This is a genomic window from Aureimonas sp. N4 (assembly GCF_001463925.1).
In the GTDB taxonomy this organism is placed as follows: Bacteria; Pseudomonadota; Alphaproteobacteria; order Rhizobiales; family Rhizobiaceae; genus Aureimonas; species Aureimonas ureilytica_A.
This window is the reverse complement of sequence record NZ_BBWS01000010.1, coordinates 62,655-88,916: the sequence shown is the minus strand read 5'-3', so window position 1 is coordinate 88,916 and position 26,262 is coordinate 62,655. Positions and strand designations below refer to the sequence as shown.

25 protein-coding genes are annotated in these 26,262 nt (G+C 64.1%); 9 read left to right on the top strand and 16 right to left on the bottom strand.

From position 1 onward, the window contains the following. The first annotated feature begins 5 nt into the window (after nucleotides 1–5). The 5 genes from AUL28_RS03825 to AUL28_RS03805 all read left to right on the top strand — a co-directional run bounded on the left by AUL28_RS03825 (nucleotide 6) and on the right by AUL28_RS03805 (nucleotide 5,814). Entirely contained in the window at nucleotides 6–1,448 is a 1,443-nt protein-coding gene (locus tag AUL28_RS03825) for a UbiA family prenyltransferase (protein WP_058600646.1), read from the top strand. After that, complete coding sequence (locus AUL28_RS03820) at nucleotides 1,441–2,796, top strand: FAD-binding oxidoreductase (RefSeq protein WP_062230720.1); 1,356 nt, start codon at nucleotides 1,441–1,443, stop codon at nucleotides 2,794–2,796. The genes AUL28_RS03825 and AUL28_RS03820 overlap by 8 nt, the downstream gene beginning before the upstream one ends. A gap of 86 nt (nucleotides 2,797–2,882) precedes the next feature. After that, nucleotides 2,883–3,326: an EamA family transporter gene (locus AUL28_RS03815; protein ID WP_062230719.1), complete on the top strand. Its 444-nt coding sequence runs from the start codon at nucleotides 2,883–2,885 to the stop codon at nucleotides 3,324–3,326. Then, nucleotides 3,323–4,336 (top strand): NAD-dependent epimerase/dehydratase family protein, encoded by a 1,014-nt coding sequence (locus AUL28_RS03810; RefSeq protein ID WP_062230718.1) that lies wholly within the window; start codon nucleotides 3,323–3,325, stop codon nucleotides 4,334–4,336. Before AUL28_RS03815 ends, AUL28_RS03810 begins: the two co-directional genes overlap by 4 nt. Before the next feature lie 29 nt (nucleotides 4,337–4,365). Further along, nucleotides 4,366–5,814: an aspartate aminotransferase family protein gene (locus AUL28_RS03805; RefSeq protein WP_062230717.1), complete on the top strand. Its 1,449-nt coding sequence runs from the start codon at nucleotides 4,366–4,368 to the stop codon at nucleotides 5,812–5,814. 80 nt (nucleotides 5,815–5,894) lie between these two features. On the opposite strand, the gene AUL28_RS03800 is transcribed toward AUL28_RS03805, so the two are convergent. Beyond that, a complete protein-coding gene (locus AUL28_RS03800; RefSeq protein WP_062230716.1) occupies nucleotides 5,895–7,568 on the bottom strand; it encodes a hypothetical protein in 1,674 nt (557 codons plus the stop codon). 527 nt (nucleotides 7,569–8,095) lie between these two features. Next, complete coding sequence (locus tag AUL28_RS03795; protein ID WP_062216831.1) at nucleotides 8,096–9,046, bottom strand: lysylphosphatidylglycerol synthase transmembrane domain-containing protein; 951 nt, start codon at nucleotides 9,044–9,046, stop codon at nucleotides 8,096–8,098. A gap of 324 nt (nucleotides 9,047–9,370) precedes the next feature. On the opposite strand from AUL28_RS03795, the gene AUL28_RS22975 reads away from it, so the two are divergent. After that, nucleotides 9,371–9,517, top strand: coding sequence for a hypothetical protein (locus AUL28_RS22975; RefSeq protein ID WP_192843391.1), 147 nt, complete (start codon nucleotides 9,371–9,373; stop codon nucleotides 9,515–9,517). Nucleotides 9,518–9,747: 230 nt separating this feature from the next. Here the strand turns inward: AUL28_RS22975 and AUL28_RS03790 are convergent, their stop codons facing one another. The 7 genes from AUL28_RS03790 to AUL28_RS03760 form a co-directional block, all read right to left on the bottom strand. Beyond that, complete coding sequence (locus tag AUL28_RS03790) at nucleotides 9,748–10,077, bottom strand: response regulator (RefSeq protein WP_062230715.1); 330 nt, start codon at nucleotides 10,075–10,077, stop codon at nucleotides 9,748–9,750. Nucleotides 10,078–10,328: 251 nt separating this feature from the next. Then, nucleotides 10,329–12,284: a putative bifunctional diguanylate cyclase/phosphodiesterase gene (locus AUL28_RS03785; protein WP_082640232.1), complete on the bottom strand. Its 1,956-nt coding sequence runs from the start codon at nucleotides 12,282–12,284 to the stop codon at nucleotides 10,329–10,331. Between the two features lie 101 nt (nucleotides 12,285–12,385). Continuing rightward, nucleotides 12,386–13,306, bottom strand: coding sequence for a lipid A biosynthesis lauroyl acyltransferase (locus tag AUL28_RS03780; RefSeq protein ID WP_062230714.1), 921 nt, complete (start codon nucleotides 13,304–13,306; stop codon nucleotides 12,386–12,388). Beyond that, entirely contained in the window at nucleotides 13,303–14,352 is a 1,050-nt protein-coding gene (locus AUL28_RS03775; RefSeq protein WP_062230713.1) for a zinc-binding dehydrogenase, read from the bottom strand. Before AUL28_RS03775 ends, AUL28_RS03780 begins: the two co-directional genes overlap by 4 nt. Nucleotides 14,353–14,370: 18 nt before the next feature. After that, a complete protein-coding gene (locus AUL28_RS03770; RefSeq protein WP_062230712.1) occupies nucleotides 14,371–15,657 on the bottom strand; it encodes a beta-ketoacyl-ACP synthase in 1,287 nt (428 codons plus the stop codon). Between the two features lie 66 nt (nucleotides 15,658–15,723). After that, nucleotides 15,724–16,920, bottom strand: coding sequence for a beta-ketoacyl-ACP synthase (locus tag AUL28_RS03765; protein WP_062230711.1), 1,197 nt, complete (start codon nucleotides 16,918–16,920; stop codon nucleotides 15,724–15,726). A gap of 130 nt (nucleotides 16,921–17,050) precedes the next feature. Continuing rightward, nucleotides 17,051–17,332 carry an acyl carrier protein gene (locus AUL28_RS03760; protein ID WP_019996367.1) on the bottom strand — a complete coding sequence of 94 codons (282 nt, stop codon included), beginning with the start codon at nucleotides 17,330–17,332 and terminating at the stop codon, nucleotides 17,051–17,053. A 316-nt stretch (nucleotides 17,333–17,648) separates the two neighbouring features. Here AUL28_RS03760 and dusA point away from each other — a divergent pair, with 316 nt between their 5' ends. Continuing rightward, nucleotides 17,649–18,671: a tRNA dihydrouridine(20/20a) synthase DusA gene (dusA, locus tag AUL28_RS03755; protein ID WP_062230710.1), complete on the top strand. Its 1,023-nt coding sequence runs from the start codon at nucleotides 17,649–17,651 to the stop codon at nucleotides 18,669–18,671. Nucleotides 18,672–18,862: 191 nt separating this feature from the next. On the opposite strand, the gene AUL28_RS03750 is transcribed toward dusA, so the two are convergent. The 3 genes from AUL28_RS03750 to AUL28_RS03740 are packed head-to-tail and all read right to left on the bottom strand — an operon-like array spanning nucleotide 18,863 to nucleotide 21,305. Beyond that, nucleotides 18,863–19,546: a retropepsin-like aspartic protease family protein gene (locus AUL28_RS03750; protein WP_062230709.1), complete on the bottom strand. Its 684-nt coding sequence runs from the start codon at nucleotides 19,544–19,546 to the stop codon at nucleotides 18,863–18,865. A 1-nt stretch (nucleotide 19,547) separates the two neighbouring features. Continuing rightward, a complete protein-coding gene (locus tag AUL28_RS21980) occupies nucleotides 19,548–19,751 on the bottom strand; it encodes a DUF1289 domain-containing protein (RefSeq protein WP_082640231.1) in 204 nt (67 codons plus the stop codon). A 48-nt stretch (nucleotides 19,752–19,799) separates the two neighbouring features. Further along, the gene (locus AUL28_RS03740) at nucleotides 19,800–21,305 is read right to left on the bottom strand and encodes a sensor histidine kinase (RefSeq protein WP_062230707.1); all 1,506 of its coding nucleotides are present in this window, start codon (nucleotides 21,303–21,305) and stop codon (nucleotides 19,800–19,802) included. Between the two features lie 185 nt (nucleotides 21,306–21,490). Between AUL28_RS03740 and AUL28_RS03735 the strand changes: the two genes are divergently transcribed. Together AUL28_RS03735 and AUL28_RS03730 are read left to right on the top strand one after the other, a co-directional pair. Next, complete coding sequence (locus AUL28_RS03735) at nucleotides 21,491–22,132, top strand: uracil-DNA glycosylase family protein (RefSeq protein WP_062230706.1); 642 nt, start codon at nucleotides 21,491–21,493, stop codon at nucleotides 22,130–22,132. 55 nt (nucleotides 22,133–22,187) lie between these two features. Then, nucleotides 22,188–22,673 (top strand): Lrp/AsnC family transcriptional regulator, encoded by a 486-nt coding sequence (locus tag AUL28_RS03730; protein WP_062230705.1) that lies wholly within the window; start codon nucleotides 22,188–22,190, stop codon nucleotides 22,671–22,673. 40 nt (nucleotides 22,674–22,713) lie between these two features. Here the strand turns inward: AUL28_RS03730 and AUL28_RS03725 are convergent, their stop codons facing one another. The 4 genes from AUL28_RS03725 to AUL28_RS03710 form a co-directional block, all read right to left on the bottom strand. Continuing rightward, a complete protein-coding gene (locus AUL28_RS03725; protein WP_062230704.1) occupies nucleotides 22,714–23,583 on the bottom strand; it encodes an NAD(P)-dependent oxidoreductase in 870 nt (289 codons plus the stop codon). 52 nt (nucleotides 23,584–23,635) lie between these two features. Next, entirely contained in the window at nucleotides 23,636–24,430 is a 795-nt protein-coding gene (locus tag AUL28_RS03720) for an ABC transporter permease (RefSeq protein ID WP_062230703.1), read from the bottom strand. Further along, a complete protein-coding gene (locus AUL28_RS03715; RefSeq protein WP_058598990.1) occupies nucleotides 24,427–25,149 on the bottom strand; it encodes an ABC transporter permease in 723 nt (240 codons plus the stop codon). The genes AUL28_RS03720 and AUL28_RS03715 overlap by 4 nt, the downstream gene beginning before the upstream one ends. Before the next feature lie 219 nt (nucleotides 25,150–25,368). After that, nucleotides 25,369–26,166, bottom strand: coding sequence for an ABC transporter substrate-binding protein (locus AUL28_RS03710; protein ID WP_062230702.1), 798 nt, complete (start codon nucleotides 26,164–26,166; stop codon nucleotides 25,369–25,371). Between the last annotated feature and the right edge of the window lie 96 nt (nucleotides 26,167–26,262).

Below are 26,262 nucleotides of genomic sequence, written 5' to 3'. Positions count from 1 at the left end.
CTGCGATGGATACGCTTCTGGCGAGAGCCGATCGGCCTTTGTATGTCGATCTGGATGGGACGCTGGTCCAGAGCGACCTGCTGTGGGAAAGCCTGTTCCTGTTCGCGCGCCAGCATCCTCTGCAAGCGTGGAAGGTCTTCGGCTGGGCGCTCGCCGGCAAGGCGATCCTGAAAGACGAGCTGGCGAAGCGCGTCGAGGTCGATCCCGCGATCTGGCCCTATCGGCAAGAGGTCGTCGCGACCCTTCAGGCCGAGCGCGAGGCTGGCCGGCATATCGTTCTGGCGACCGCCTCGAACGAGCGGCTGGCGCAGGGCGTTGCCGATCATCTCGGCCTCTTCGACGAGGTGATCGCCAGCAGCCGCGAGGAGAACCTCTCGGCCGAGCGCAAGCTCGACCGCATCCGCGCCGACCGGCAGGGCGGGGCCTTCGATTATGTCGGCAATTCGCGCGACGATCTCTGCCTGTTCGATGCGGCCGAGACGGTGACGGTCGTGCAGCCGGACCGCGCCGCCGCGCGCTGGCACCGCGAGGCCGAGCGCGACTGCCGCCTGATCCAGGACGAGGGCCATGTCGCGCGCGGGCTTCTGAAAGCCATGCGCCCGCATCAGTGGATGAAGAACGTCCTGATCTTCGTGCCGATCGGCCTCAACCACGAATTCCTCAACCTGTTGATGGTGATGCAGGGCGTCCTCGCCTTCGTCTGCTTCTCCATGGCCGCCTCGTCGGTCTATATCTTCAACGACCTTCTGGACCTCACGGCCGATCGTCGCCATCGCACCAAATGGCGGCGTCCCTTCGCAAGTGGCCTCGTACCGATCCCGACTGGCGTCGCGGCCGGGCTGGCGCTGTTTGCGGCGGCCTTCGGTCTCAGCCTCGCGCTGCCCATCGAGTTCACCGCGATCCTGGCCATCTATCTTGTTCTGACCACGGCCTATTCCTTCGCTCTGAAGCGAATGCTGCTGATCGACGTCCTGACGCTGGCGGGCCTTTATACCCTGCGCATTCTGGCGGGCGCGGCGGCGGCCGATACGGTCGGCTCCTTCTGGCTCCTGGCCTTTTCGCTTTTCTTCTTCTTCTCGCTGGCGCTGGTGAAGCGCTATGTGGAACTCGCCGAGTTCGGCGAGGGCGCCTCGCGCCAGACGACGGGGCGCGGCTATGTCTCGGCCGATCTCGACACGCTGGCGCAGGCCGGCATGGCGTCGGGCTTCGCCTCGGTGGTGGTTCTCGCGCTCTATATCGACAGCGCCGCCATCCGGCAGTTGCAGACCCACCCCTATCTCATCTGGCCGCTCTGCCCGCTGGTTCTCTACATCATCGTGCGCATCTGGGTTCTGGCCAAGCGCAACGAGATGCATGACGATCCGGTGGTCTTCATCCTGCGCGATTGGCGCTCGCAGATCATGGTCGGCTGCGGCGCGCTGCTCTTCCTGGCCGCTGCCTATGGCTGAGACCGGCGACACTTGGGGGCGCACGATTGCGGCCCCGGCCGGCGGGCGCGAGCGGATGCCCTTCGCGGGCCGGCTTGGCGCTGGTAGAGCCGGGGAGACCGTGCTGCCCTATGGCAATGGCCGCTCCTATGGCGACACCTGCCTCAACGATTCGGGCTGGCTGGTAACGCCGGCGGCGCACCCGTGCATTCACCGTTTCGATGTCTCGACCGGGTTGCTCGACGCCGATGCGGGCGTTCTCCTGTGCGATGTCACGCGCGCGGTCGCGCCCTCCGGCTGGTTTCTGCCGGTGACGCCAGGCACTCAGTTCGTGACGCTGGGCGGAGCGCTCGCCAACGATGTTCATGGCAAGAACCACCATCGGCGCGGCACGTTCGGATCCTGGATCGAGAGTTTCGACCTCGTTCGCTCCGACGGCGCAGTGCTTCACTGCTCCGAAACTGAGAACGGAAATCTCTTCCGCGCGACCATTGGCGGCCTCGGCCTGACCGGCTTCGTCACGCGGCTGCGCCTTCGCCTGATGCGCGTCGGCTCCCTGTCGATCGCCGAGACGACGCATCGCTTCGACCGGCTGGCGGATTATTTCGAGGCGGCGGAAGAGGCCGACACGAGCCATGAATATGCCGTGGCCTGGATCGACTCGCTGGCGGCCGGTCGATCCTTCGGGCGAGGGCATCTCATCTGCGGCGATCATGCGCCAGCGGGGGACCGCACGGGCATTGCCCGCGCCCCGATCGCCAATGTGCCCTTCACACCTCCGATCAGCCCCTTGCGGGGCCTCGGCCTGCGCGCTTTCAACGAAGCCTATTTTCGCAAGGCCAGGGCCGGCGTCAGCCAGCGCACCGTGCCCTTCGACGCCTTCTTCTACCCGCTGGACCGGGTCGGTCAGTGGAACCGGCTCTATGGCCCGCGGGGTCTGCACCAGCACCAGAGCGTTGTGCCTTTGCAAGGCGCGCATGAGTATGTCCGTGAACTGATGGAAACCGCACTCGCGCATGGACAGGGCTCGTTCCTGACCGTGCTGAAGCGCTTCGGAGCGTCCACCAGTCCGGGGCTCCTGTCCTTCCCGCGCGAGGGCTACACGCTGACGCTCGATTTCCCGCATCTGGGCGAGCGCACGGAGCGCCTTCTGGAGGCGCTGGATGCGATCGTCCGCCGCGCGGGCGGGCGGGTCAATCCCTATAAGGACGCGCGCATGTCGGCCCAGACGTTCGAGGCATCCTTTCCGCGCTGGCGCGAACTGGAGGCGCTGCGCGATCCCGCTGTTGTTTCCGACTTCTGGCGGCGAACGGCCCTTGCGCTGCCGCAACTCGCTCAACCCACGTCCAGCTCGGAAAGGGTTTGTTGAGGCTGCCGGTAAAAAACTCGCCTCGGTTAACGATCATAAGGGTAACGCTGCGTCATGTTGCGGCGACCCGAACGGATGGAAGTCCCATGAGCCGCTACATCCCCTTCATTCTCTTTACGGTTTTCACCAATGCCGCGGCGCAGATCTGTCTGAAATACGGAATGATGCAGCTGGGGCCTCTGAGCTTTGCGGGCGTCAACCCGATCCTGAAGATCCTCCAGATCGTATTCAGCCCGTTCGTCTTCATCGGCCTTCTGACCTTTGTCGTGTCGATGGCCTCGCATCTCTTCGTCCTGTCGAAGGTCGAACTCTCCTACGCCTATCCCTTCCTCTCGCTCGCCTATGTCGTCGTGGCCTTTGCGGCCTGGGCGCTGTTCGGTGAGGAGATGAGTTTTGCCCGTGTCGGCGGCATCGCGCTGATCTGCCTCGGCACCGTCTTCATCGCCAAGGCCGGCACGCGTGGGAGCGAGGATGTCGCCCCGCTGACCGCCGAAGTGAAGATCCATTCGATCGAAGGAGCCCGCAAATGAAACACGTCATCTTTGGTGGAGACGGGTTCGTCGGCCGTCATCTGGCGCAGAAGCTGGTGGACGAGGGCGCCGAGGTGGTCGTTCTCGACATCGCCAAGAGCGATCTGCCGCATTACGCGCAGGCCCGGCATATGTCTCTCGACGTGACCGACCGTCAGGCCGTGATGCAGGCGCCCATCGCGCCGGGCGACATGGTCTACAATCTGTCGGCCAAGATGCTCTCGCCGATCCAGGTGCGCGCCAAGCGGCACGACTTCTTCTACCCCGTCAACTATGACGGCACGAAACATATCATCGAGGCGATGGACAAGGCAGGCGCCTCCCGGCTCGTCCATTTCACCACGGACATGATCTACGGCCACACGGTGACCACGCCGATGACCGAGGATCACCCGGTCGCTCCGCTCGGCGAATACGGTCAGTCCAAGCTCGACACCGAACATCTGGCGGCCGAATGGCGCGAGCGCGGAATGCGCATCTCGCTTTTCCGCCCGCGCCTCATCATCGGCCCAGGGCGTCTCGGCATTCTGGAAAAGCTCTTCAAGCTAATCGACGCCCATCTGCCGGTGCCGATGATCGGCTCGGGGCGCAATCCCTATCAGTTCATCTCGGTGTTCGACTGCGCCGAGGCCGCGCGCCTGGCCTGGAAGGCCGGCGTGCCGAACGAGGCCTACAATCTCGGCTCGCTCAACCCCCCGCCGGTGCGCAAGCTCTTGGGCGATCTCGTGCGCCATGCTGGATCGAAGTCGATCCTCGTTCCGACGCCGGGCTTTGCGGTGAAGCGCACGCTCGATTTCCTTGACTGGCTGAACATGCCGATCATGGACCCCGAGCAATACCTGATCGCCGACGAGGAATGCGTTCTCGACGTGTCCAAGGGCAAGCGCGATCTCGGCTGGGTGCCGCAATATCGCGACGAAGACATGCTGATCGCCGCCTATTCCGAATATCGCGCGAAGAAGGACGGCCGCTCGGCCCCCGGCTCCGCCTTCCCCCATCCGGCTGAGTAAGGACCTTTTCGATGCTGGATCGCCCGACTATGCCGACGCCCCGTCTCGATGCGGCCGAGGAGCCCGCCATTCGCCGCGGGCCGCCCAAGCCTGCCATGCTCTCCCTCGAACAGGCCAAGGCGATGGATGTCGCCATCATGGCCGATCTGTTCAAGGAGCATATCAACCCCGGCCAGTTTCATTTCATGAAGCTGCTCGGCTTTCATAAGGTGAAGGTCGAGCGTGCCGAGGGCATGTATTATATCGACCAGAACGGCCGGAAGATCCTCGACTTCTTCGGCGGTTTCGGCTCGCTCGCCTTTGGGCATAATCATCCGCGCATCCTAGCCGCGCGCCAGCGGTTCCAGGACGAGAAGCGCCACGAGATCGCCATCGCCTTCCTGTCGCAATATGCGGCGGCGCTGGCGAAGAACGTGGCCAGCTGCTCGCCCGGCGATCTCGATATGGTGTTCCTGGGCTCGTCCGGCTCGGAAGCCATGGAAGCGGCCATCAAGGTGGCCGAGCGCGCCTCGGGCCGCACCAACTGCAAGATCGTCTATGCCGAGAACTCGTTCCACGGAAAGACCAAGGGCGTCCTTTCGCTCACCGATTCGCCGCTCTATCGCGGCGATTTCAAGCTGGTCGAGAACACCTACCGCGTTCCCTTCGGCGACCTGAAGGCGCTGACGGCCGTGGTGCGCTCCGACCCCGATGTCGGCGTGGTGGTTCTGGAAACCGTGCAGGGCGGCGGCGGCATCATCGAGGCGCCGACCGAATACTGGCAGGGCGTGCGCGCCCTGTGCGACCAGCACAAGGTCATCTGGGTGGCCGACGAGGTTCAGTGCGGCTATGGGCGCACCGGCCGCTTCTATGCCTTCGAGCATCACGGCGTCATCCCGGACGTGACCGCGCTCGCCAAGAGCTTCGGCGGCGGCAAGGCGGCCATGGCGGCCATGGTCGCGCGCCGTGACGTCTACATGAAGGCCTATGGCACGCCGAAGACGGCGATGATCCATGCCCATGCGACCTTCGGCGGCATCGGCGAGGGCTGCGCGACCTCGATCGAAGCGCTGAACACGCTCTATGACGAGGACTTGATCGGCAATGCGGCGGCCGTCGGCACCTATCTGAAGGACCGGCTCACCGCGCTTCAAGCCAAGTATCCGAGCATCATCAAGGATGTGCGCGGGCGTGGACTGATGGTCGGGCTGGAGTTCCACGACTTCTCGCAGACCTTGCCCTTCGCGCTGCGGCCCATGGTAGCCCTGCTAGACGACAAGCTGAAAGGCTCGCTGTCGGGCTTCGTCGGCGCGCTCCTTCTGAAGGATTACGACTGCCTCGTCGCCTTCACGGAGTATAATCGCAACGTCATCCGGCTCGAGCCGCCGCTGATCTGCACGCACGAGAATGTCGATCAGTTCTGCGACGCGCTGGACGGGCTTCTCGGCCGGGGCATTGTGTCGATCGTCAAGGATTTCGTGAAGACGCAGATCGGCTGATCGCGCTTCTCCGATCCAATCCAAAAAGGCCGGGTCCTCGCAGACCCGGCCTTTTTTGTCGGCGGTGTTTCGATGGCTCGTCAGGGGCGAAGCTGGTGCGGGGTCCTGACATAGCCGATCCAGCAAGCCGACAGCTTCACTTCGCGATGGTTCGCGAGGCCGGCCTGATAGATTTCCCGCAGCCGCATATTGGCGAGCGTCACCGGACAGGTTGGATAAAGAATCAGATCGGTGTTCCGGACGGCCTCGATCGTGTCCGCGTCGGGGTTCGGGACGGCGCGCGTCGGGTCGGCGCCGATGGGAATGCGCCGCGTCGCGTGGCGATCCAGAAGATAGGGATAGGGATTGACGAAGTTGAGCGCCATGATCGTCTCGAACCGGACGCCTTCGCGCGCTTCGAAGGCCTTGATGGCGCTGACCGCATCGTCGGTCGCCAGCAGCCAAGTCATCTGGAAGTCGATATCGGCATAGAGCGAGTAGAAGGGCAGGAGGCCGACGCCAGCATAGGCCTCATAAAGGCTCTTGTTCCCGCGCAGGATGTCGAGTCCCTCGCGGGCGCGGTCCAGCAATTCGGGCCGTTGGTCGACTTGGCCGAGGATCTTGAGCTGCGGCCGGTCCAGATCGACATATTGCATCTGCCCGACCAGCGCGCGGGACAGGCGATGCGCGATGCCGACGAAGGGCGGCAGAGCCACGGCCCCGATGAGAATCAGGATCGGCAGTCGGCGCGCGGCCGGCGTTTCGAAAATGCGCAGGAGCAGCGGCCAGAGGAAGATGAAGGCCTGATCGCCCGTGTTTTGCGATTCGAAGAAAATGCCGCAGGCGAGAAGTACGCCGAGCCAGACGATCGGCTGATCGAAAAAGGCGGATAGCGAGGCTTGGTCGCGCCGCCGCAGAAGGTTCGACAGGCTCGTGCGCGCGGCCGGGTGCTCGATGATCGCAAGGCCCAGAAGCAGCGCGCAGCCGGAACCGAACGTGCCGAAATGCAGGGACGCCGCCTGAAGGAGCCGCGACGCCAGACCGCCCTCGTTCAGTTTCACGAGCGAGATGATGTCGCCGATGTAGTGGCTGACGAGAGCGGTCGTGAGTTCCAGCCCGGCGAGGACAGCGGCAAATATGGCGGCGGAGACGAGCGCGGCGCGCAAGCTGATGCGGCCCGCAGCAAAAGCGAGAAGGCAGATCAGCCCCGCCGTGACGAAGCCCGTGATCTTCAGAAGAAATAGCGCCGTGCAGCACCAGGCAACCGCGAAGACGATGAGCCCCGCGCGCCGTTCGAACAGAAGCACCGTGACGAGAACGTACAGGAATTGCGCGACATGGCGGTTGTAGAAGCCATAGCCGTCGAAGCTCGGGAAAAGCCCATATTGCTCGACATTCAGCGGCACGAGCTGGAAGAAGAGGAAGGGCAGGAGCAATGCCCAGCCCAGCGCCGGGCGCACGCGCAGCAGGGTCGGCAGCAGCGGCGGCAGCGTGACCGCAAACAGCATCCACTGCGCCAGAAGCACCGGCTGCGGGCTGGGGAATAGCGCTAGCCCACCTGCGAAGAGCCAGTAGCCCAACGGCCCGACTGGCGCGAAGAAATCCACCGAGGGGATTTGTCCGTCGAGAACACGCTGGCCGCCGTCGAGATACAGCACCGTATCCCAATTGAAGGGCCCGAGCGGCAGGTGGAGCGGCAGCCAGAGCCCGAGCGCGCAGGCAGCGAGAACGCCTAGAACAAGGGGAAGCTGGCCCCATTGAAACAGCCACCCCATCGCGGAATGCGGTCGACCGGCGATCGGGCGGGGGAGAGGCGGCGTCGGCATATCCGGGAGCTCAGGCGCTGGGCAGGGCCGGCCAGTGCGGAATGGCTCCCGCACCGAACCCTGCGGCAAAACAAGGAGCTGAGGCAGGCACGGCGCGATGGGCGAGCCGGACATGTCTCGAGCAGGCGAACCAAGACACGGACGGCAGTGTTCGGCCTTGCGCCGATCGATCGGCGCGCAAAGACCGAGCGCCGGAGTTTGTAGAACGTCCGTTTCCTCGAAGCTGGCTCAGTCGATCAGGACAAGGCGACGATCGGTTGGCACGCCACTCATCACGTTCCGCGCCCATCACTCCTGGCGACAGGATGGATGTGTGACGGGACGGCTGACGTGGCAGGCCAGAGATCCGGTGAGCCCCGATCGATGCAACCGGCTCATCCTCATTCTGCGCTCGGCAGGGTTAAGGTCCCCTCACGAAAGCGACGGGTTGGGTCGGGTCCACCCCATTCCTCTCGATTGAGACTTGCTTCGGCGTCTCAGACCGGCGGCGGCGTGTCCGCCGAGCGTCGACGCCACAAGGCGCTTTGTTCGAACAGGAGAACCAGAACGATCGCGATCGCGAAGGGGATCAGAAGATAGAGGATGCGGAAGACCAGAAGCGCGGCCAGAACGTCCGTCTCGGGAACGTCGGACAGCCCGGCGAGAAAAGTCACTTCCAGAACGCCGAGGCCGCCGGGCGCATGGGACACGAGCGCCAGCGAGAAGGACACGACGAAGATCGCGAGAACCACGATGAAGCCGGGATTATGCTCGGGCGGCAGCGCGAAATAGATGATGCTGGCGGCGGCGGCGATCTCCATCGGAGCGGCGATCAACTGGCGGACCACCACGTCGCGGCGGGGATAGTGCAGATGGAACTTGCCGATGGATAGCGGCTTGAACCCCTTGAAACTGCCGAACACGTAGAAGGCGATCGCCACCACGATCAGTCCCGCGACGATCACCGGGACCGAGGAATGGATGTCGAAATAGCGCTCGATGATATCGGGCTTGATCAGAAGCGAGGTCGCGCTGACGAGCAGCACGCCGAGGCCGAAGGTGAAGGAGCAGAAGGCGATCAGAAGCGCGATTTCCGAGCCCGACAAGCCGCGCGAGCGATAGGCGCGATAGCGCACGACGGCGCCCGAAAAAACCGACGCGCCGATATTGTGCGACAGGGCGTAGGTCGCAAAGGACGTGGCCGCAACAAAGGGGAAGGGCACGGACCGGCCGAGATGGCGCAGCGCCAGTCGATCGTAATAGGCAAGGAAGATATAAGCGACGATGGCAGATACCACGGAGCCGACCCATTGCAGCGGCGTGATCGCCACGAAGCTCGCCCAGATCTGATCCAGTGAGATCGTTCGCACTTCGCGGAACAGGAGCCAGCAGGAAAAGACCACCGCACCGATGCCGATCAGGGGCCAGATGGCATCCTTGAACTTCATAAAATACCCTTCCCGCCAAGGCCTTCAGCACAGCAAGATGCGCTGGTGCCTTCCTCCGCCCTGCCACATAAGCCATTGAAATGGTGAAGGCAAAGCAAACGCGGCGCGGCACACTTCAGTTTGATGAAAACCGCCCCCGAGTGGCACGTCCCCGCCGATGGATATCCTCTCCGAGCGAGGCCGCAGTGCGTTACGATCAACCACCCAAAATGTGACTATCTTCCCTGCATGACCGCGCCATGTCGCGAAAGTGACGAAATTGTGGGAACCATACGAGGCGCTCTTCGTTCTGGCAGGATCGTAAAGCCTCCAAAGGAGCACAGCATGTCCCGTCGCGTCACCTCCGTCGCCCTCTCCCTTGTTGCAGTTCTGGCGCTCTCGGCCTGTGCCAATACTGTTCGCGGTGTCGGACGCGATGTTGGCAACACGGTCGATGCCACTGGCGCGGCCGTGAAGGATGTCACTCGCTAAGCGGTTTATCCTTCAGGGGCTCCATACGTCTGTTTCCAGGCCGAGGCTTTCCTTCGAAAGCTTCGGCTCTTTCGCGTGTGCTCAAGACGTTCGCTGCTTCGAGCCGTCCCATTCTTCCGATCCTCACGAATCCTGGAAAAAAAGCCGTTCGGCATCCGCGCGTCTGTGGGCGGATACCGGACGGTCGGGTCGTTCGGACGGGATACGAAGCGGAAGGTGCGAGCGCGCGATCAAGCGGCCGCGACAATCCGTCTGATATCGGCTGGGTGAAACGGCTTGGAAATGCTGGGAATGCGTCTCAAGGAAGGCGGCACATCCGATAGGCTGCCCGAGACGAAGCAGAACGGGATGGACTGCGCCTGAAGCCGCAGCGCGACGGGGAGGGAGGTCTGACCTCCAAGGTCGAAATCCAGCAGCGCGAAGTCCACGCCTTGCGCGACGTGGAGAAGACCGCTCGCGACATCCCGCGCCCAGACGCAATCCGCATTGGCATTCTCTTGCAGAATGTCTTCCAGATCCATCGCGATCAGCGGCTCGTCTTCGACAATCAGGATACGCATGATACAACTCCCTTGTCTCGAGAGAAGAATGCGCGATAGGCCATCTGGTTCAGCCCGGATGTAGAAATAATGCAAGTCGATCGTAAATCTGTATTAACCAGAATGAATAGTCGTCAATAATCCAAGTGTTGGTATTGTTTTGCGGGCGACCAATGATCCGCATGTGCTTTATCGACAGGCCCTGATCGACGGCGCGAGACGACGGCAATCTTTGAGAGGTCGGCTCCGTTCGGGGTACCGGCCCGAAAGCCTCAGGCCGCGCGAATCGCTGGCGTTGCAGATGGGGAGTGAGACCCGAAATCGATCGCCTGCGCAGGTTTGGGGCGCGAGAAGTAGAAGCCCTGCAACGTGTCGCAGTCTAGTTCGGCCAGCAGGCGCGCCTGCTCCTGCGTCTCGACGCCTTCGGTTGTTACGCGCATTCCCAGATTATGAGCGAGCGCGACGATGGTTTCCAGAATTTGCCGGACATTCGCTTCGCCCGCGTCGAAGGCGACCATGAAGGATTGATCGATCTTCACCGTGTCGAAGGGAAAGCGCCAGAGGTAGCCCAGCGAGGAATAGCCCGTGCCGAAATCGTCCATCGCGATGGACACGCCGAGCTGCTTCAACTGGCGCAACTGCCCCAGCACCGCGTCGGAGCGCTCCAGAAGTAGCGTTTCCACGACTTCGATCTGAAGCCGATGTCCGTCGACCCCATGTCGATCAAGCGCCGCCTTCACGATCTCGAAGAGATCGTCGTCGCGGAACTGGGCCGGAGAAAGATTGATGGAGACGTAGAGATGCTCCGGCCAGAGCGCAACCTGCCGGATGCTTTCGTCGATCACCCAGTCGCTGATCGGCTTGATGAGATCGCGCGCCTCGGCGATGGGCAGGAACTCCGCCGGCGAGATATACCCGCCTTGGCTGTCTGGTAGGCGGATCAGCGCTTCGAAGCCCTTTGGGGTACCGGAGCCGGCCGCCACGATGGGCTGGTAGAACAGTTCGAACCGGCCCGTCTTCAAGGCCGTGCGCATGTCCTGCTCGATCTGGCGGCGGCGCGTGGCCTCGGTGTCCATCCAAGGCTCGAAGACCGTGTGGAAGGCCGTCTTGGTGTCCTTGCAGACGGTCAACGCCAGATCGCTGTGACGCGCGAGTTCGAAGAAGCTGCGGCCGTGCTCGGGAGCCAGTGCGATGCCGATGAAGACGCGTGGAACGATGGAGTGTCCACCGATCTCCACCGGCTGCTCCATCTGCTGGCGAATCGCGCGCACGAGGTCGAGCGTCGCGTTGGGCCCCGTCATGCTGCGATGAAGGAGGCGGAAATCACCTGCCCCCATGCGCCCGAACAGATCGGTCTTGGCCATGACCTGACCGATCCGGTCTGCCACCACTCGCAGCAATTCGTCGCCGACCTCCTGGCCCAAGCTGCTGTTGATGCCTGACAGGCCTTCCAGATTGATCGCCCACAAGGCCATGCGCTCGCGGGTGGCGCGCGAGGTCGCGAGGATGCGATCGACGTCCTTCTGCATCCGCTGCCGATTGAGAAGCTGCGTCAGAGGGTCGAAATCGGCCAGAAACCGAATACGCTCATTGGCGAGCTGCGTGCGATGCCGACGCGCCCAGATGAGACCGGCGGGAACGCCCACTGCGCCGACCGCCGCGCTCGCGACGATCCAGGCCATCCAGCGAAGCATGTCCGAAAGGTTCTGGCGCGACTGCGCCATATCGGGGCTGACGGAGAGGAAGCCGATCCTTTCACCCCCTCGGTCGAGCGGGACGATGGCCGTCGGCTGCGGGCCGTCCAGTCCTTCCGTCGCGATCCATGGGCTGGGCCGGCCGACAGTGCTTTGCGAAAGCGTGACGCCGGTCGCCGTGCCCCCCGGCCGCTCGCGCAGCAGCCATTCGTTCTGCGTCGATCGCGGCGTGAAGACCTCCTGGCCATCACGGTTGAAGATCGAGAAATTCAGGAGATTGGCTGCGTTGCCGGCAATGCGCGCATTGACCTCGGCATCGGCGGTGCGCGACAGACCGGTCAGCAAGGCGTTGAGTTCGGTTTCGTTCTGAAGAAGAACCTGTGCGAAGGCTTGCCCGCGCGCTCCGACTTCGCCCTCCACGAGATGTCGAAGAGCGATCTGGCTTGCGTAGTAACTCGCGCAGCCAACCACCGTCAGGAGGCCGATAGCCCCTGCGACGGTCGAAGCATATCTGCGCCCAAGTTTCAGAAGCATCCGCAGTTCCCTCTGACATAAGCTCTAGCCAGAGAACGCTTAATATTCTCTAACGCCTCATGCGGAGCTGACGTATGGGAACTTGGGCGCTCGGGTCTGCCCTATAGCTGCCAGCGTCGGTGGAACCACATCCACTGTTCCGGGTGCTCGCGCACCCATCCTTCCACGACGTCGTTGAGCGTCTGGCAGCTGGCGGGAATGTCGATTTCGCCCGTTTCGGTTCTCGGCAGTTCGAGGCGGGGCTGGAGTTCGAGCCGGTAGCGCCCATTGGGCAGACGGATGGAGCGCGCGGGATAGACGTCGCAGTCGAACTGACGCACCAGCTTGGGCAGCAGCGGGTTGGTACGACAGGGCCGGCCGAAGAAGGTCGTCGGGGCGCCCTTGGCGAATTTCTGATCCACCAACATGCCGACATTGCTGCGGCGGTCCAGAATGCTGGCCAGCGCCCAGGCCGCGCCCGCCTTGGACGGCACGAGATGACCGCCGCGTGTCTTGCGAGCGGTCTGCACCTCGCGGGCGATATAGCGGTTATTGGGCTGCCGGAAGAGGGCCGTGACTTCGAGGCCGAAGGTCGCCGCGCAGATCGGCAGGAGTTCGAAACAGCCCAGATGCCCGGTGAAAAAGATGATCGGCTTGTCGCTGTCGCGCAGTTCCAGAAACAGGTCGATGCCCTCGACCTCGATCAAGCCCTCGCCCGGCGGGCGGGCGGGGTCGAAATCGAAGATCTCGTCAAGGAAGACGTATTCCGCTGCGATCCGCCCCATCTGGCCCCAATTGGCGCGCGCGGTCGCCTCCACCCAGGCCCTATCCTTCTCGGGATAGGCAAGAGCCAGATTGTCGAGGGCGAGCTTGTGGCGCGAGGTGATGGGTCCGATCAGCCGGGCCAGCCTGTCCGCCGCTCTCAAACCCTTCTGAGCGGGGAAGAGGCGCAGGACACGCAGAATGGCGAAGAGAAGCTTCGCGGCGACATAGTCACGCGTCTTCTTCTGGATTTTCCAGGCCTTGGCGAGCGTCGGATTCATCCGGTCGGAAGCGTCCCGCGATCCATATGGAGGATGATCTTGCCGAAGACCCGTCGCCCTTCCATCCGGTCGAGCGCGACCGCGATGTCGTCCAGCCCGACTTCCGTGTCGATCACGGGCTTCACGAGACCGCGCGCCATTTTCTGCATGGCATCCGCCATGTTCTCCATGCGGCAGCCGAAGGAGCCGAGAAGCTTCAGCTGTTGCTGGAACAGCATCATCAGGTTGACCTCGGTGGAGACGCCCGAAGTGGAGCCGCAGGTGACGAGCCGGCCGCCCCGCTTCATGCAGAGCATGGAGCCGGCGAACGTGTCCTTGCCGACATGCTCGAACACGACATCGACGCCCTTTTTCTTGGTCAACTTCCGCACCACGCCTTCGAAGCGATCGGTGCGATAGTTGATGACGTGGTCGGCGCCCAGCGCCTTGGCCGGCTCGATCTTGTCGTCGGAGCCGACCGTCGTGATGACGGTCGCGCCGTGGCGCTTGGCGAGCTGGATCGCTGCCGTGCCGATGCCCGAACCGCCGGCATGGACGAGGATCGTCTCGCCCGGCTGAAGCTTGGCATTGTCGAAGAGCATATGTTCGACCGTGCCGAAAGTGACGGGGGCGAGCGCCGCACCGACCGCATCGCAGCCCGGAGGGGCGGGGACGAGCAGCCGCGCCGGCAGATTGACGCGCTCCTGCGCGAAGCCGTCGAGATGGAAGCCGTGGACGCCCGAGACATGCTCGCAAAGATTGTCGCGTCCCTCGCGGCAGGCCTTGCAGAGGCCGCAAGTGCGCGCTCCGTAGATCGAGACGAGCTGGCCCGGAATGAGACCGGACGTGCCCGCGCCCAAGGCCTCGACCACGCCGGAGGCTTCCGCGCCGATCGTCAGCGGCATCTTGCGCTTGGCGAAGGCCATGCCGCGCCATCCCCAGACGTCGATATGGTTCAGCGCCACGACCTTGATGCGCACGGTGACTTCGCCCGGACCCGGCGCGCCCGGCTCATCGATCTCGACGCGGCGAAGATCCTTGTCGCCGACCAGCTGCAATGCCTGCATGGGAAATGACTTTTCTGGTTAGCCGCGCGGCTCGCGCCCGATGACGAGCGAGACGTTCTGACCGCCGAAGCCGAAGGAATTGGAAAGAACTGCCGACACATCGGCCGCGCGTGCGACGTTCGGGATCATGTCCAGCGGAATGGCCGGGTCGGGCTGGTCGTAGTTGATGGTGGGCGGCAGCGTGCCCTCGCGCATGGCAAGCACCGAGAACACCGCCTCGATCGCGCCGGCCGCCGTGAGCGTGTGTCCGATCATCGACTTGTTGGAGGAGATCGGCGTCCTCCCGATCGCGTCGCCGAACACGGCCGACAGGCCGGTATATTCCATCCGGTCGTTTTCGGGCGTCGAGGTACCGTGCGCGTTGATATAGCCGATATCGCCGGGCTGAAGGCCCGCATCGTCCAGCCCCGCGCGAATGGTCGCGATGATGGGCGATCCATCGGGCTTGGAGCGGGTGCGGTGGAAATCATCCGCCTTTTCGCCGACGCCGAGCAGGACGCCGAGTACCGTCGCTCCGCGCGCCTTCGCGGCGCTCAAGGATTCCAAGACAAGCGCGCCCGCACCCTCGGCCATGACGAAGCCGTCGCGGTCCTTCGAGAAAGGCTTGGAGGCCTTCTCGGGGCGATCGTTCTGCGTGGAAAGCGCCGAAAGAAGCGAGAAGCGGATCAAGGCCTCCGCGCCGACCGACCCGTCCGTGCCGATGGCGATGCAGCGATCCGCGTCGCCCCGACGGATGGCCTCGACGCCGAGCTGGATGGCGCTCGCGCCCGACGCACAGGCGGTCGAGAGCGTGACCGGCAGACCACGCGTTCCCAGCTTGTCGGCCAGCCGCTCCGAAATGCCGCCGAACAGCGTCAGGTCGTAGATGCTGCGCGAGCGATGCGTGCGCGCCAGCTCGATCAGCCGGAGATAACCGGCCTCCTCGCGCGCCTCGCCCGTCAGCTTGTCGAGCGCCAGACGCTGCGACCATTCGAGTTCGATCGGAGGCGCGGCCAGAAAGAGCGGCGCATCGAAACCGGCGGGGTCGAGCCCGGCCATGGCGATGGCTTCGGTGCCGGCCGCTTCCGCCAGCGCATAGGACAGGTCGATCCCGCTCCAAGGCTCGACGCCCATGAAATCCACCGTGCCCGCGATCGTGGTGCGCAGATTGTCGGTCGCAAAGCGCGTGATCGTGTGGATGCCCGAGCGGCCGGAGACCAGCGCCGACCAATTGTCGGCAACGCCCCGGCCGAGCGAGGACACGACGCCGATGCCGGTGACGGCGACCACCGGGCGGCCAAGAAAATCCAGATCGCTTGAAGCCATGATCGTCTTCCGTCTCATGCGCGGCTCATGCGCGCCGATCGTTCGAGAAAAGGCGGCAGACCCGCCTCAGACCGCTTCCATCAGGCAGACGCCTTCGCCGCGCACATGGCCGACGCCGGTCACCAGCGCGCGCTTGGGCTCGAAATCGGCCGGACGTTCCTCGCCCCCGCCGGCTTCGGCCGGAATCTTGCGGCCTGCCAGAAGCGCCGCGGCCAGCGCCACGCCGGCCGGGAAGTGCGCTTCAAATCCATGGCCGATTGCCGTGCCATAGGCGCGATGCGCAGCCAGTGGATAGGTCTGGCGCAGAAGCTCGGCTTCGGATTGCGTTACACCGTCGAGGCCCGTCGCGCCGGACAGAACCAGAAGCTCCTCGTCGCGCGCGCCGGCCTCATCCAGAAGCCGCGACAGGCGCTTGCGGAAGGCCCCATCCTCGCGCGACCCACGATCGCCCGCCACGAAGCGCAGCTTGGCATAGGCTGTCGCGTGGCGCTCGGCCGCGTGTTCTGCGTCTTCCAGCACCAGGAACGCGCCCATGCTGCCGGGCGCGAGACCTGCCGTCTCGCCCGAGCGGCCGGACACCGGCAACCAGTGATCGCGCAGGAGGAAACCGCCCAGCTCGTAATTGGTGAGAAGGTCCAGACGCTCGGCAGAAAAGGCACCACCCACGAGGCAGACGCGGCTCTGGCCCGAGCGAATACGCGCGCTCGCGATCTGAACCGCCGACATGCCGGCGCTTTCCTCGCCCATGAAGGTGCGCGAGGAGCCCGTCACCTTGTGGACGATGGAGATGTTGCCGGCCAGGAGATTGGACAGCTGCGCCAGGAAGAGCGTCGGGCGAAGCTCGCTCGACAGAAGCTCGTTCAGGAGCGGCTGCGGATCATCGAGCCCGCGCGCGCGCGACATGACCAGCGCATCCACATCCGGGTCGCGCTCGCCGCCGCCAGCCGACACGATCATGTCGATCCCGGCGCGGGTCGCCTCGTCAGCGGGAATGGCGGCGTCTTCGAGCGCCAGACCGGCGGCATAGACGCCGATCTTCTGCCAGGTCTCCATCTGCCGCTGGTCGCCCTTCTTGGGGATCTGGCGGCTCCAGTCGATCTGTGGCAGCGGATGCACGAAGGAGGGCGCGAAGCGCTCGGCCTCGATAGTCGGCTGAAGCGGACCCGGCGCGGACAGGCGGGACACATGAGCTTCGACGCCTTCTCCGAGGGAGGAAACCAGTCCCAGTCCGGTGATCAGTACGTCGCGGGCGGCTTGTGTCATGGGTCGTCTTTCAGCGCGAGCCGGGGCAGATCGCCGCCGGACCTGAAGCGCGGAAGGGCCGCGCCCGTCGTCTTGTCCTGTCTTCGGGGCGGATGCGCCGGTCAAGGGCGCCCCGCCTCGTATCGGAGTTTCAGGCGCCCTTGGCGGCGCGCAGCTCGTCGATCTTGGCGCAGAGGTTCTTCATGACGAAGTATTCCTCCGTGTTGGCCTCGCCCTCGTTGACGCGCTGCGTCCACTTTTCGAGCGGGATCTTGATGCCGAATTCCTTGTCGATCGCGAAAACGATGTCGAGGAAGTCGAGCGAGTCGATGCCCAGATCGTCGATCGTGTGGCTTTCCGGGGTGATGCTGTCCCGATCGATCTCGCTGGTTTCGGCGATGATGTCGGCAACCCGGTCAAACGTTGAAGTCAAAACGGTTTCCTTCGAGAGGGGCTGAGAGACCGTTGTGAAGCACGGTCTCTAGCTGATCGAGTCGCGACCCTATAGGCAATCGGGAGGATTTTGCAAAGCGCGGGCACCCCGTTCGCTCCGCGCACGGACCGTTCATCGTTCCTGCGACGATCGCCCCAGTGTGGAATGCGACGTGCGGGTAGCGCAAGCGTGTCTTGTTGCGCATATAGAAAAGACGCCAAAAGACAGAGCCGTGCTGCGATCCCGACAATAGGGAGAGACGGAAGGCCCGTTTCTGCCGGATGGCCGCCGACGAACCCAAGAGCCGAACGCCGCCATGCCCGCATCCGCCAGTCCTTCGCATTACGCCTCCGGCCCGCTCTTTGCCGTCGCGCCGATGATCGATTGGACGGACCGTCGGTGTCGCTTCTTTCATCGGCTGCTCGCGCCCGATGCGCTTCTTTATACCGAGATGATCGTGGCGGACGCGGTTCTGCATGGGAACCGAGAGCGCCTGCTTGGCTTCGACTCCGAAGAGCATCCGCTGGCGCTGCAGCTCGGCGGCTCCGATCCGGCCAAGCTTGCCGAGGTCGCGCGCATCGCGGAAGGCTTCGGCTATGACGAGATCAATCTGAATGTCGGCTGCCCGTCCGACCGGGTTCAGTCCGGCGCGTTCGGCGCTTGCCTCATGCTTCAGCCCGCGCTCGTCGGCGAATGCCTGTCGGCCATGCGTCAGGCCGTCTCCATTCCCGTCACGGTCAAATGCCGGATCGGCGTCGACGATCAGGACCCCGAGGCCGCGCTCGACGCTCTGGCCGATGCGGCGGTCGAAGCGGGCGTGTCGGCGATCTGGGTCCACGCGCGCAAGGCCTGGCTTCAGGGGCTCAGCCCCAAGGAAAACCGCGACATTCCTCCGCTCGACTATAGCCGCGTTGTCAGGCTGAAGGCGCGGCTGCCGGATATGTTCATCGGGCTGAATGGCGGGTTGACCAGCGTTCGCATGGCGGCCGAGCATCTGAAGGGCCTTGATGGCGTCATGATGGGGCGCGGTGCCTATGGCAATCCGTCCGACCTCGCCGAAGTGGGGCCACTGATTTACGGCCGCCTACCGGCCGAGGTCGATTATCCAGCGCTGCTCCAGCGCATGGCCGATTATGCCGGCGCGCATATGGCGCGAGGCGGGCGCCTGTCGCAGGTGACGCGTCATATGGTGGGCCTGTTTCAGGGCCAGCCCGGTGCACGCCGCTGGCGGCAAATCCTGTCGGAGCGCGCCGTCCGCCCGGATGCGACGCCCGATCTTCTTCTGGAAGCCTTTTCGTATGTAAGCCTCACCGGTACGCCGAGGGAGACGGCAGCGTGAGGCTTCCTTCCCGCAATCCGAACGTGAGGAGGGCCGAGCCCTGACACACAATCCGCAATCCGAGACCACTGGCAAACCGCCGAAGCGCTCGCCGGTCTGGCTGGCCATCTGGGCCGTGGTCGCAATCGGCTTCGTCGGCAATCTGTCGATCGTCGCCTATCTCTTCCTCGGCAGTCTCGCGAAATAGTCTTTCAATCCCGCATGATCAGCCGATCGCCCCGGAACTCGAACGAGCCGAGTGTGCCGAGGAAGCTCATGCCGAGAAGGCTCGTGCCGATGCCGGAGCCTTCCGTGACGACGGCGCGCACATTGCGCCGTTCGATGCCGCCGATGCGCACAGTGTCCAGCGTCACGTCGGCGGCCTGCGCCACGCCGTTGGCGGTGCGGATGCGGCTCGAATAGCTGAGGCGATCCGGGTCGATGCCGATGCTGCGGGCCACGTCGCGGTCGATCGCGATGACGCTGGCGCCGGTATCCACGAGGAACGAGACCGGGCGACCGTTCACCGTGGCATCGACATGGAAATGCCGGTCGTCGGCCCGCACCGCCATGACCTCGCCCGCCGCGCCTGATGTGACGGCGTAGCCCGGCCAGAGTTCGGCCATGATACGGTCGCGCACCGCGCCGAACTCGTCCCGGTAGGCATAGGCCCCGATCAGCACCAGGAAGGCTAAGGCCCAAATGACGATAGCGCGCAGCGCCTCGCCAAGGCGATAGCGGAACAGGACGAAGACGCTGCTGGCCAGAAGCACGGCCCAAACGCCGAGATAAAGCACTGAGGCCGTCTGCTCGCCATCGAAGGCGAGGGCCTGTCCATCGAGCGCGAGGAGAAGAAGGGCGCTCAGGATGGCGAGGCGAGGAGAGCGGGCGCGCATCTCAAGCGGCTCCCGCCTGGGGTTCCATGCTGTCCAGCCGGCTCGGCAGGCCGCCCATGATCTCCAAGCGGCATTCTTCGCTGAGGCTGCCCCAGGCGATGATCTCCTCGATCGTGCGCCCGCAGCCGACGCACCACCCGCTGGCGGCGTCGAGCACGCAGATTTGGACGCAAGGGGAGGACACGGAAGCGGACGCAGCGGACATGGGAGCCAAGATGGGAGCGGGGTTTCAGGCGTGCAAGTGACGGTTTCGTCAGACGAAGTCCTGCATGGCGGGCATCACTTCGAGAACGCGCGAATGCGGGAAGATCGCGATGGCCTCCGTGCCACGCCCGAGTTCCGAATGGAGCTCGAAGCGGCCATTGTGGAGCGTCATCAGCGCCTGCACGATGGGAAGCCCGAGGCCGGTGCCCTGTTCCGCGCTCTTGATGGCGCTCGATCCTTGGCCGAAGGAGGAGAGGACGGTCGGCAGTTCTTCGGCCGGGATGCCCGGCCCGTTGTCGCTCACCGAGACATATTGCCCGCCGCCCGCCGTCCAGCCGACGCGGCAGACGATCCGTCCGCCTTCGGGCGTGAACTTCACGGCGTTGGACAGGAGATTGAGCACGACCTGCCGCAGCGAGCGCGGATCGCCCCAGAGTTGGGGCAGGTTCGGCTCGAACTCCGAGACGATGGAAATGCGCTTTGTGTCCGCCTTGAGCTGGACATAGCCGATGCCCTCGCGCGCCTTGTTGGCCAAAAGCAGCGGCTCCTCGTTCAGCGTGTACCGGCCGGCCTCCACGCGCGAGAGGTCGAGAATTTCGTTGATGAGGTCGAGGAGATGCTGCCCCGATTGATGGATGTCGTTGACATAGTCCCGATAGGTCTCGTTGCCGACCGGCCCAAGAATTTCGTTGCTGATCACCTCGGAGAAGCCGAGAATCGCGTTGAGCGGCGTGCGCAGTTCATGGCTCATCGTGGCCAGAAACTGCGACTTGGCGAGATTGGCTTCCTCGGCGCGCTGGCGCGCCTCGTCCGACTGGATGCGGGCCGTCTCGATTTCGGACACGAGCTGGTCGCGCTCGGCCCGGTGCCGAAGCCGCTCCACCGAGCCCCGGCGCAGGCGATCCGCCACGAGCGTGAAAAAGGGGATGGCGCAAATCAGAAGGCCGTAGAGGGCCTGTTCGCTGGCGTCCTGGCTGGTGGTCGCGCGGAAGGCCAGCGCGCCGGCCAGCGGCAGGAAGGTGGCGATCACGACGCCGCCGAGCGCTGCGCCGATCATCGCGACCGTCGCGATCGCACCCAGACTCGTGGCGAACAGGAGGGCATTGGTGTCGATCGGGCCGCAGCTGCGGCAGAGTGGCCAGAGCCACAGAAGCGCCCACGGCAAGCCGGACAGGAAGTGGCCTGCGAGAAACAGACGCTTCCAGGACTGCGCCTGGAAGATCGGCCGCGTCGAGGCTTCGAAGCGCAGGACGACACCCAGCAGAAAACCGCTGGCCACCACGTGGGAGACGATCCAGATCCAGGCGAAGCTCGCTTCCCGAAGGCCGACCGCAATGGCCAGAACGGCGACGAGGCCCGAGATGATCGGCACCCCGACCAGAAGCTGTCCGACATGCTGACGCAGAAGCGCCAGCTCGATGCGCGGCGGCAGGCCGGCGGGCGACAGAAGCCGGTCTCGCGCCGAACGCACGGTTTCCGTCACATCGCCGCGACGCGTCGCCGGCCGGCGATGCGGCAGCGTCTCGTTCAGGGAATGGGGAGGCGCAAGAGACATGAACCGAGAGACACAGCGAGGTTTCGAGCGACCGGAGCGCGGGAGTCTCATGCTCTTGCGAAAAGCTTAAAAAATTGGATTAAGAAGTCGTCTTTTCCCCCGATTGCCACTCGAGATGCGGCACGAGCGGCGTCCTCGAAAGCCCGGACGAGACGGGTCGAACAGCAGGCAGGCCTTTGAAAGACATGGATAACGGCAGAACGAGGCCAAGCGTCGATGCGCTCCGGCGGGACATTCGCGCGTGCCGGATCTGCCGGGATCAGCCTAGCGGGCCACCGCTGGAGCGCGAGCCCAACCCGGTCTTCGTTCTATCCGACACCGCGCGAATCTGCATCGCGGGGCAGGCGCCGGGCAATCTCGCCGACCGCTCCAGCCGGCCCTTCACCGACCCGTCCGGCGTCAGGCTGCGCGCGTGGATGGGAGTGGGCGAAGACGTGTTCTACGATGCCAGCCGGGTCGCCATCGTGCCGATGGGCTTCTGCTTTCCCGGCACGGACCCGAAGGGGGGAGACCGACCGCCGAGGGCGGAGTGTCGGCAGTGGCATCCATCCGTCTTCGCCGCCATGCCGCAGCTGGAACTAATTCTGGCGGTGGGCCGCGCCGCGCAAACCTGGCACCTGCCGCGCTCGGGTGTGAGCATCTCGGGTCAAAGCATGACGCAGACCGTTCATGCGTGGCTGGATCGGAAGGACGAGGTTGGGGATGGCCCGGTGATTCTGCCGCTGCCCCATCCCTCCTGGCGCAATAGCGGATGGATTTTGCGCAATCCCTGGTTCGAGGAAATCTTTTTGCCCGAACTGCGCCGCCGGATCGCTGCGCTGGTCTGACGAGGCCGTGCGTCCTGTTGTACAAAACGTCTTTGTACGAGAGTGAGGCCGACCCATGGATCGTTTGGACAAGAAAATCCTGAGATTGCTTCAGGAGGATGCGACGCTGGCGGTGGCGGATGTCGCCAAGCGGGTCGGCCTGTCCACGACGCCCTGCTGGCGGCGCATTCAGAAGCTGGAGGAAGAGGGCGTCATCAAGCGCCGCGTCGCCATTCTCGATCCCGAGAAGGTGAACACGCGTGTCACCGTCTTCGTCTCGATCCGCACCCATTCGCATTCGGCCGAGTGGCTGAAGCGCTTCTCGGAAGTGGTCAACGAGTTTTCGGAAGTCGTTGATTTCTATCGCATGAGTGGCGACGTGGATTATCTCCTGCGCGTCGTCGTGCCCGATATCGCCGCCTATGACGGCTTCTACAAACGCTTGATCTCGAAGATCGACATTCGCGACGTGTCGTCGGCCTTCGCCATGGAGCGGATCAAGACCACGACCGAGCTGCCGCTCGATTACATGATCCTTGAAAAGGAACAGCGGGAGAGTTGATCTCCCTCCGCACGGCCCAAGCTCTCAGCGTGCCGAGCCCTCAGCGCGTCAGCCGGGCCAAAAGCGAGGACGTGTCCCAGCGCTGGCCGCCGAGCTTCTCCACCTCGCCATAGAACTGATCGACCAGCGCCGTGACAGGGAGGGACGCGCCGTTGCGGCGCGCTTCCGTGAGGCAGATGCCGAGATCCTTGCGCATCCATTCCACCGCGAAGCCGAAATCGTAGCGCCCCTCGATCATGGTCTTGTGCCGGTTTTCCATCTGCCACGAGCCCGCCGCGCCCTTGGAGATGACGTCGATCACCTTCCCGATGTCGAGCCCGGCGTTCTGGCCAAAATGGATGGCCTCCGACAGGCCCTGCACCAGACCGGCGATGCAGATCTGGTTCATCATCTTGGCAAGCTGCCCTGCGCCCGCCGGGCCCATGAGCCCGACCATGCGGGCATAGGAATCGATCACCGGGCGCGCGGCCTCGAACGTCTCGCTCTCACCGCCGACCATCACAGTCAGAACGCCGTTCTCAGCGCCGGCCTGTCCGCCGGAAACGGGCGCGTCGAGAAAGCGCCGGCCTCCCTCGCGCGCGGCTTGGTCGAGCTCGCGTGCCAGTTCCGCCGAGGCGGTCGTGTGATCCACCAGCACCGCGCCCGGCTTCATGCCGGCGAGTGTTCCGGTCTCGCCCAGCGTGACGGAGCGCACGTCGTCGTCATTGCCGACGCAGACGAAGACGAAATCGGCGCCCTCGGCCGCCTCGCGCGGCGTCTCACGGAACGCGCCGCCATGCTCGCCGGCCCAGCGCTCGGCCTTTTCCCGCGTGCGGTTGAAGACCGTGACCTCATGCCCGCCCTTGGCCTTGAGGTGGCCTGCCATGGGATAGCCCATCACGCCCAGTCCGATGAAAGCGGTCTTCGCCATGCTCTGTCCTTTTGGCTGTATGGGATGCTGCCGTGATCGGCCGTAAGATGCGCTATCGTACGAGATGCCGCGTCAGGCGCTTCTCGGCGAGCGCGGTGAGATTGCGCACGATCTCGACGATGACGAGATAGAACAGCGCCGCCCAGACATAAGTTTGGAAGTCGAAGCTGCGCGAGAAAGCGCGGCGCGTTTCCCCGAAGAGATCGAACACGGTGATGATGGCGACGATGGCCGAGGCCTTCACCATCAGGATCAACTCGTTCGCATAGGGTCGCAGCGCTACCATGAGCGCCTGCGGCACGATGATCTTGCGGAAGGTCACGTGGCGCGGCAGGGCGAGGGAGCGCGCGCCTTCCCATTGGCCCTTGGGAATGCTGAGCAGCGCACCGCGCAGGATTTCGGTCTGATAGGCCGCCGTGTTGAGCGCCAGCGCGAAGACCGCGCAGTACCAGGCCTCCCGGAAGAACCACCAGAGGCCGACCGCTTCGAAGGCGGGCCGGAAGCTGCCGAAGCCGTAATAGATCAGGAAGAGCTGCGCGATGAGAGGCGTGCCACGGAAGAAGCCGACATAGGCCGAGCTGATGCCGCGCGCCAATCGGTTCTGCGACAGACGGCCGGCGGCCAGCGGCACGGACAGCGCCATGCCGCAGAGATAGGACAGCGACACGAGGATCAGCGTCGTGCGCAGACCCTGAAGATAAAGTGGGCCGTAGCGCGCTACGAGATCCGGGTTCCAGACGGCCACAAGGTACCAGACGAGGCCGATGCCGCCCACGATCCAGACAAGAAGCGTGGCAAGGCCGAGCCAGCTCGAACGCTTCGCGAAATGGGTGATCCGTGACGTCATCGCGCGGCCTCCCCACGCCGGGTCCAACGCTCCAGCCGCCCGAGGGCGAGCGAGGAAACGAAGGTGAGGATGAGATAGAGAACGCAGGCAAGCGCGAAGAAGAAGAACGGCTCGCGCGTCACACGTGCTGCAACGCCTGTCTGACGCAGAATATCAGAGAGACCGACGACCGAAACGAGCGCCGTGTCCTTCAGAAGATTCAGCCAGACATTGGACAGGCCGGGCAGGCTGATGCGCAGGAGCTGGGGAAAGATCACCAGCCGGAAGATGCGCCGCTCGCGCAGCCCGAGCGCTCGCCCGCCTTCCCATTGGCCGTTCGGAATCGCCTGGAAAGCCGATAGGAACACTTCGCTGGAATAAGCGGCAAAGACGAAGCCGAGCGCGATCATGCCGGCCAGAAAGCTGGAGATCTCGATATTGCCCCAGCCGAGCGTCGTGCTCACCGAATTCAAGAGATTCTGCCCGCCGTAATACACGAGGAAGAGCGTCAGAAGCTCGGGCAGCCCGCGAAACAGGGTCGTATAGATATTGGCCGATAGCGCCAGCGCCGGGTCGCCGCCGCGCTTGGCCAGCGCCAGACCGAGGCCGAGCAGGAGGCCCAGCGGCAGGGTCGCCAAAGCCAGCGAGAAGGTGATGAACAGGCCGGACAGGAGTTCGTCGCCCCAGCCATCGGCACCGTAGGACAGAAGAGAGAGATAATCGGTCGTCACGAGGGGCACCGGTCAGGGCGAGACGCGCCTTTGCGGACTGATGTCATCGTTCCCCTGGCCTTCAAAATGGAAAGCTGCTGGTAGCACCTCTCGCAGCCCCGCGAAAGCGTATCCCACCCGAGGTTCAAGCTCGGCCTGGAAACCCTCTCGAACCGGCGACGGGTCGGGCATTGGCGTTGGTGGAAGGGGAAAGCCGGGCGATCCGGCTTTCCCGAGATCAGGCTGCGATCACTTCCCGTAGACGTCGAACTTGAAATACTTGTCTTGGATCTTCTTGTAGGTGCCGTCGGCGCGGATCGCGGTGATCGCATCGTCGAACATCTTCTTCAGCTTGGTGTCGCCCTTGCGAAGCGCAATGCCCGCGCCCTTGCCGTAAATGCTTTCGTCCGCCGGAAGCGAGCCGAGAATCTTGCAGCATGCGCCTTCAGGGCTGTCGATCCACTGCGACAGAACGACGATATCGTCGCTGACGGCATCGAGGCGGCCATTCTCAATGTCGAGCTTGTATTCTTCGGCCGTGGGGTAGATGCGCACGTCCGCGTCCGGGAGGAACTTTTCCACGGCTTGCGAATGCGTTGTCGACCCTTGAGCGCCGACCGTCTTGCCCTTGAACGAAGCAGCCGACGTGTCGGGAATGGTCGAGTCCTTGGGGACGGCTACCGCGCCCGGCGTGTTGTAATACTTGTTGGTGAAGAGAACCTGCTTCTCACGCTCGGGCGTGATCGACATGGACGCGATCACCGCGTCGAACCGGTCGTTCTGAAGGGCGGGGATCATGCCGTCCCAATCCTGCGTCACGAAAGTGCATTTCACCTTCATGTGCTCGCAAAGTGCATTGGCAATGTCGATGTCGAAGCCGCTGAGCTTGCCCGAAGCGTCCAAGACGTTGAACGGCGGATAAGCGCCTTCCGATCCGATGCGGACCTCGGTCCAGGTCTTGTTGGCGTCGCTCTCCTGCGCCGCCGCCAGAGACGTGGTGAGGGCCAGGGCGGACAGGGCGAGCAGAGCCGTTTTGATGGATCGCATGGTCAACCTTCTTGCAAGTCTGTGGCAGCCCGACAAAAGAGCATGCCTATTATCCAAGCAATAAGGCTTAGCTTCCGGCCTTGGCAAGTCTTCGGT

Coding starts and splice junctions, on each gene's coding strand:
- AUL28_RS03725 (WP_062230704.1), bottom strand. CDS start 23,583: ATGGCGAAGACCGCTTTCATCGGACTGGGCGTGATGGGCTATCCCATG.
- AUL28_RS03740 (WP_062230707.1), bottom strand. CDS start 21,305: ATGTCTCTTGCGCCTCCCCATTCCCTGAACGAGACGCTGCCGCATCGC.
- AUL28_RS03800 (WP_062230716.1), bottom strand. CDS start 7,568: ATGGGGTGGCTGTTTCAATGGGGCCAGCTTCCCCTTGTTCTAGGCGTT.
- AUL28_RS03735 (WP_062230706.1), top strand. CDS start 21,491: ATGGATAACGGCAGAACGAGGCCAAGCGTCGATGCGCTCCGGCGGGAC.
- AUL28_RS03820 (WP_062230720.1), top strand. CDS start 1,441: ATGGCTGAGACCGGCGACACTTGGGGGCGCACGATTGCGGCCCCGGCC.
- AUL28_RS03785 (WP_082640232.1), bottom strand. CDS start 12,284: ATGCTTCTGAAACTTGGGCGCAGATATGCTTCGACCGTCGCAGGGGCT.
- AUL28_RS03815 (WP_062230719.1), top strand. CDS start 2,883: ATGAGCCGCTACATCCCCTTCATTCTCTTTACGGTTTTCACCAATGCC.
- AUL28_RS03810 (WP_062230718.1), top strand. CDS start 3,323: ATGAAACACGTCATCTTTGGTGGAGACGGGTTCGTCGGCCGTCATCTG.
- AUL28_RS03795 (WP_062216831.1), bottom strand. CDS start 9,046: ATGAAGTTCAAGGATGCCATCTGGCCCCTGATCGGCATCGGTGCGGTG.
- AUL28_RS21980 (WP_082640231.1), bottom strand. CDS start 19,751: ATGTCCGCTGCGTCCGCTTCCGTGTCCTCCCCTTGCGTCCAAATCTGC.
- AUL28_RS03780 (WP_062230714.1), bottom strand. CDS start 13,306: ATGAATCCGACGCTCGCCAAGGCCTGGAAAATCCAGAAGAAGACGCGT.
- AUL28_RS03790 (WP_062230715.1), bottom strand. CDS start 10,077: ATGCGTATCCTGATTGTCGAAGACGAGCCGCTGATCGCGATGGATCTG.
- AUL28_RS03730 (WP_062230705.1), top strand. CDS start 22,188: ATGGATCGTTTGGACAAGAAAATCCTGAGATTGCTTCAGGAGGATGCG.
- AUL28_RS03805 (WP_062230717.1), top strand. CDS start 4,366: ATGCCGACGCCCCGTCTCGATGCGGCCGAGGAGCCCGCCATTCGCCGC.
- AUL28_RS03770 (WP_062230712.1), bottom strand. CDS start 15,657: ATGGCTTCAAGCGATCTGGATTTTCTTGGCCGCCCGGTGGTCGCCGTC.
- AUL28_RS03825 (WP_058600646.1), top strand. CDS start 6: ATGGATACGCTTCTGGCGAGAGCCGATCGGCCTTTGTATGTCGATCTG.
- AUL28_RS03750 (WP_062230709.1), bottom strand. CDS start 19,546: ATGCGCGCCCGCTCTCCTCGCCTCGCCATCCTGAGCGCCCTTCTTCTC.
- AUL28_RS03720 (WP_062230703.1), bottom strand. CDS start 24,430: ATGACGTCACGGATCACCCATTTCGCGAAGCGTTCGAGCTGGCTCGGC.
- AUL28_RS22975 (WP_192843391.1), top strand. CDS start 9,371: ATGTCCCGTCGCGTCACCTCCGTCGCCCTCTCCCTTGTTGCAGTTCTG.
- AUL28_RS03775 (WP_062230713.1), bottom strand. CDS start 14,352: ATGCAGGCATTGCAGCTGGTCGGCGACAAGGATCTTCGCCGCGTCGAG.
- dusA (WP_062230710.1), top strand. CDS start 17,649: ATGCCCGCATCCGCCAGTCCTTCGCATTACGCCTCCGGCCCGCTCTTT.
- AUL28_RS03710 (WP_062230702.1), bottom strand. CDS start 26,166: ATGCGATCCATCAAAACGGCTCTGCTCGCCCTGTCCGCCCTGGCCCTC.
- AUL28_RS03765 (WP_062230711.1), bottom strand. CDS start 16,920: ATGACACAAGCCGCCCGCGACGTACTGATCACCGGACTGGGACTGGTT.